The following is a 4,478-nucleotide window of genomic DNA, read 5'->3' on the forward strand; positions in this document are numbered from 1 at the left end:
TTAATTCAAAATTAAAAAATAGGAAACATATTTATAATCTTTATTCTCACTACTTGCTTTATTACAATTCAGTTTGCAACAACTTAAAAATTTCTCACAATATATCTATGCCAAGAAAGTTTCTCGAATTCTGCAATAATGTGGAAATGTTGCAACTTAATAACACTAAATATGCAATGGCTTGTAGTTGGGTATCACCCTGATATTTGCAATCCTCTATGTAAAGAAAAACCTGTAGAAAAAACATATCAATTAAAAGCATATATGTGTAATTTAGTCAATAGTTTGTATCTCTCTCTTGTCCCTTATCTGAGAGTGTTGACAACTTAAAATTTTGTTTCAAACTGCTAAAGTCCGATTGGGAAATAGGGGTTTTATGTCATGATGGCATACTAGAATATATATGCCTTTCTAACTACAGGGAATCTCACATGGCTCTCCGTCTAGGTGACACAGTACCCAACTTTACGCAAGCCTCAACACACGGCGACATCGATTTTTACCAATGGGCAGGTGACAGCTGGGTTGTGCTGTTTTCTCACCCTGCTGATTTTACACCTGTTTGCACAACAGAACTCGGCACAGTTGCCAAGCTAAAACCAGAATTTGACAAGCGCAATGTCAAAGCGATCGCACTCAGCGTTGATGACGTAGAATCTCACAAAGGCTGGGTGGGAGACATTGAAGAAACTCAAAGCACCACTCTCAACTACCCAATTTTGGCGGATGCGGATTGCAAAGTTTCTGAGCTTTACGACATGATCCACCCCAATGCTAATGCTACTGTGACAGTGCGATCGGTTTTCGTGATTGACCCCAATAAAAAACTCCGTCTCTCTTTCACCTATCCTCCCAGTACGGGACGTAACTTTGATGAAATTTTGCGGGTAATTGATTCTCTGCAATTGACTGATAATTACAGCGTGGCGACACCAGCTGACTGGAAAGATGGAGAGGATGTTGTAATTGTCCCCTCGCTGAAAGATCCAGAAGTACTCAAAGAGAAATTCCCCAAAGGTTACGAGGAAATCAAACCCTATCTGCGGATGACTCCTCAGCCTAACAAGTAAATCTGATAATGATTTCGGATAAAAAGCAGAGGCGCAAAGTTATATCTTTGCGTCTTTGTTTCTTTGCGTGAGAATATAGTTAGTCGGCTAGGCATCCGAACCTGGAGGAAATTCCTATGTTCTCATCCCCTTTGGTTTTGCAAATTCCGTCATCAATGCAAATGACAGACGAACAATTTTTTGAGTTCTGTCAGATGAATCGTGACTTACGCATTGAGCGAAATAAATTCGGAGAATTGGTAATTATGCCTCCTACTGGTTCAGAGACAGGAAACCGAGAAGTTAATATCTCAGGACAGCTATGGGTTTGGTCAGAACAAGATGGTACAGGTATAACTTTTAGCTCTAGTACTGGATTTAAGCTATCAACAGGTGCAGAACGCTCTCCAGATGCTTCCTGGATTAAACTAGAACGGTGGAATTCTCTGTCTCCAAAACAACAAGAAAAATTTGCACCCATTTGTCCAGATTTTGTAGTCGAACTCAAATCTTCCAGCGACAACCTCCAGACTTTGAAAGAAAAAATGGAGGAATATATGAATGAGCCAGGAATACAGTTAGGCTGGTTGATTGACCGTAAGCAGCGTAAAGTTTATATTTATCGTCCTGGATTGCTAGAGGAATGTTTGGATAATCCTGCTAGTGTAAGCGGCGAGTCGGTATTGCCTGGGTTTATTTTGAATATGAGTAAAGTTTGGTAAGAAAATTTTATTGAAATTTAGGCTGGCGACGATACAGCAATTTAAATTGGGAAATTGGTGTGACATCTAAGGGTAATTGAATGGTAAAAGTGCTACCTTTACCTAATTGGCTCTGTACATTTAAACTACCTTGGTGTGACTGAATAATTGCCTGAGCGATCGCTAACCCTAATCCAGAACCACCAGTTTTACGAGAGCGTAGGCGCAGCCCGCCGTAGGCATCGCTATTCACTCGGTAAAAGCGATCAAAAATCCGAGTCAGTTCCTGGTGTGGAATACCAATACCTGTATCTTGAACCTGAATCACAGCATTATTTTCACTGCGATCTAAGACAACAGTTACCTTTCCAAATTGTGGTGTGTATTGAATTGCATTGATAATTAAATTAGAAACCAGACGATAAAGTTGCTCAGAATCACCTACGATATTTAGAGGTTGCTCGACTCTGATTGCAGATGTCAGTATTACTTTGGCAGAAAAGGCGATCGCAATGGGTGTGTTAAGCAATAAAATGCCCTCCAAGAAGAAAATTAGGAGGGCTATATGCTAAATGAAATAATTGCCATATATGCTATCACAGACGATCTGTTAAAGGCGATTGGGCATCATGAAGACAGTCCATCAAAAACCTAACCCCCTTCCCGACGCGGGAAGGGGAAAAATTCAAAGTCTCTCTCCTTTTAGGAGAGAGATTTAGAGAGAGGTTTTCCAGATACCGTGAAAATCAGATTGTAGACATCGCTCCTGAAATTCCCAACTGCAAATACATATTGGTTACTAGCAGATAGATTTACACAAATACTTATAAAATCGCCGCAAAAACCATATTACGAATTACTTGTTGTACCAAGCTTTTCGCCACTGTTGCATTTGTTTAATCTCTATATTTTGGGCTTTAACAATTTCTTGGGCTAATTTCTTGATTTCAGGGCGTTTCGACTTACTTAAGGCATCTTGCGCCATTGTTACAGCCCCTTCGTGGTGAGGAATCATCGCATTGATAAAGCGCAGATCAAATTCCGCATCAGCTGCACCTAAATCCTGACTCATCATCATAGTTTTCATTTGATCAGAAGACATTTCCATCATGTGGCCCATTTGACTGTTGTAAGCCATTGGTTTATTTCCCGCCTTGGGATACCAAGGTTGTCGCCACTGCTTCATCTGAGTAATTTCTTGGTTTTGCGATTTGACGATATTGTCTGCTAGCTTTTTAATTTCAGGACGTTTTGATTTCTGCTGCGCAACATTCGCCATTTCCACAGCCCCTTGATGGTGCGGTATCATAGCGTCGATAAATCGTAAATCAAAATTAGCATCGGCTGGGCCTAAATCCATTCCTATACTGTGATTCATGCCACCACCATGATTCATCATCTGCTTGTCATTAGCATTAGCGGCGGTTTTCTTTGCTACTTCACTTTGGTTTTGGGAAGCAGTACCAGCACAACCTGTGATTAACCCAGCGACTGAGGCGATCGCAGTAAAAGTTAACGCCAAAAAGCCATTCCTTAAAAATAGCAGTTGCATAAATCTTATCTAACAGTTTTCTAATTCTAATGAAATCTTTTAAGAATTACAGCAAGGTGGGGCATCCCGTTCTTAAAGCTCGTCGCCTCCTAAGCAATAGCCGGATTGAACCAGAAGCCTACACTGTACTCGTTGGCGTTCGCGTTAGCGTCTCTGAAAGAGAAGCCTCTCGTAGAGAAGAGTCAGTGTAGGAGTATGTCACCATAATTACTTAAAGAACTTTGTGAGTGTGAGAATGCTGTTTAATATTGTCTTCTTTGGTGACAACTCTAGCGGCGTTTAAAACCCGTTTCCTCTCAATGGAATATTTAAATTCAGTGTAGTTTGTACCCAAAGGAATCAGAGATTTTGCAGATTCACGACGCTTGTAGGTACGAGCTGCTGCAAATGCCCGTGGCACAAATTCTTCTCCAAACTGAGCCGAGTCTGGGAAGCCATCTGGCAGCAGTTGTGAATCGCCATCCAGCACAGATCCCAAAGTTGTGGCATGGGCCAGCTTATAGGAGGTAGGAATGCCCTTTAACAGCGCTTCCAAAGCCGCAGAGGGAATCGGTTCTATAACTTCGATTTGATAAACTTCTCCATCTTCTTTGACGAAGCAGGTTGCCAAGCCGATCACAATGTAATCATCAGTTGCTAAATCAGGGGCATTGGGATAGGAAATTGCAGTTGTCATCGGGAAATTTCTCAAAACTTAAAAATTGAATTTAGGGAATGGGATATGGGGCATTGGGCATTGGGCGAAACAGTTCCGAGTTCCGAGTTCCGAGTTCCGAGTTCCGAGTAAATAAGTGAGATTCACAACTCAGAACGGGCTAAACGCCCCGCTACCGCTAACAGCACTCAGCACTCAGCACTCCTGAAGGGTATCGGGCATTATTATTTCCCTTGTCTGTCTCATCTCCCTTATCTCCCTTGCTCCCAAGTCTTCATCCCCTCTTTAACGAATGGCTTGTTGGCATTCTACCAATTTGCTGCTCTCACTACTTAACTAGTCTTTGAGATTTAACGTTTGTTATTTCTGGAATTTGCCTTCGGGATCAAGTATCTATAAATAGGTTTGAGGAGCAATTGTTTATTTAAAGGGTAGATTTCTACTGATGTGAGTAGTTTAAATCTCAGTCTTAAGATAGCTTTAAAGTAACCATAAGTACCTTAAAAACTGTCTCTTATACA

5 protein-coding genes and 1 pseudogene are annotated in these 4,478 nt (G+C 41.2%); 3 read left to right on the forward strand and 3 right to left on the reverse strand.

Annotated elements, in window-relative coordinates; all coding sequences use genetic code 11:
• Positions 1 to 431 precede the first annotated feature (431 nt).
• The gene (locus tag IQ229_RS14535) at positions 432 to 1,070 is read left to right on the forward strand and encodes a peroxiredoxin (RefSeq protein WP_194044808.1); all 639 of its coding nucleotides are present in this window, start codon (positions 432 to 434) and stop codon (positions 1,068 to 1,070) included.
• 116 nt (positions 1,071 to 1,186) lie between these two features.
• Positions 1,187 to 1,771 (forward strand): Uma2 family endonuclease, encoded by a 585-nt coding sequence (locus tag IQ229_RS14540; protein WP_194044810.1) that lies wholly within the window; start codon positions 1,187 to 1,189, stop codon positions 1,769 to 1,771.
• Positions 1,772 to 1,778: 7 nt separating this feature from the next.
• On the opposite strand, the pseudogene IQ229_RS14545 reads toward IQ229_RS14540, so the two are convergent.
• Positions 1,779 to 2,261: pseudogene (locus IQ229_RS14545) on the reverse strand (sensor histidine kinase); the annotation flags it as partial.
• Positions 2,262 to 2,606: 345 nt separating this feature from the next.
• The gene (locus IQ229_RS14550; RefSeq protein ID WP_194044812.1) at positions 2,607 to 3,302 is read right to left on the reverse strand and encodes a DUF305 domain-containing protein; all 696 of its coding nucleotides are present in this window, start codon (positions 3,300 to 3,302) and stop codon (positions 2,607 to 2,609) included.
• Between the two features lie 29 nt (positions 3,303 to 3,331).
• Here IQ229_RS14550 and IQ229_RS14555 point away from each other — a divergent pair, with 29 nt between their 5' ends.
• On the forward strand, positions 3,332 to 3,493 hold the full coding sequence (locus IQ229_RS14555; protein WP_194044814.1) for a hypothetical protein: 162 nt from the start codon (positions 3,332 to 3,334) through the stop codon (positions 3,491 to 3,493).
• Positions 3,494 to 3,513: 20 nt separating this feature from the next.
• Here IQ229_RS14555 and IQ229_RS14560 read toward each other — a convergent pair whose 3' ends face one another.
• A complete protein-coding gene (locus IQ229_RS14560; protein WP_194044816.1) occupies positions 3,514 to 3,978 on the reverse strand; it encodes a hypothetical protein in 465 nt (154 codons plus the stop codon).
• Positions 3,979 to 4,478: the final 500 nt, after the last annotated feature.

This window comes from Nostoc cf. edaphicum LEGE 07299 (assembly GCF_015207245.1).
Taxonomy (GTDB): domain Bacteria; phylum Cyanobacteriota; class Cyanobacteriia; order Cyanobacteriales; family Nostocaceae; genus Nostoc; species Nostoc edaphicum_B.

What these genes read in the sequence shown, in the direction of transcription:
- IQ229_RS14535 (WP_194044808.1), top strand. Translation starts at nt 432, where the DNA reads ATGGCTCTCCGTCTAGGTGACACAGTACCCAACTTTACGCAAGCCTCA.
- IQ229_RS14540 (WP_194044810.1), top strand. Translation starts at nt 1,187, where the DNA reads ATGTTCTCATCCCCTTTGGTTTTGCAAATTCCGTCATCAATGCAAATG.
- IQ229_RS14550 (WP_194044812.1), bottom strand. Translation starts at nt 3,302, where the DNA reads ATGCAACTGCTATTTTTAAGGAATGGCTTTTTGGCGTTAACTTTTACT.
- IQ229_RS14555 (WP_194044814.1), top strand. Translation starts at nt 3,332, where the DNA reads ATGAAATCTTTTAAGAATTACAGCAAGGTGGGGCATCCCGTTCTTAAA.
- IQ229_RS14560 (WP_194044816.1), bottom strand. Translation starts at nt 3,978, where the DNA reads ATGACAACTGCAATTTCCTATCCCAATGCCCCTGATTTAGCAACTGAT.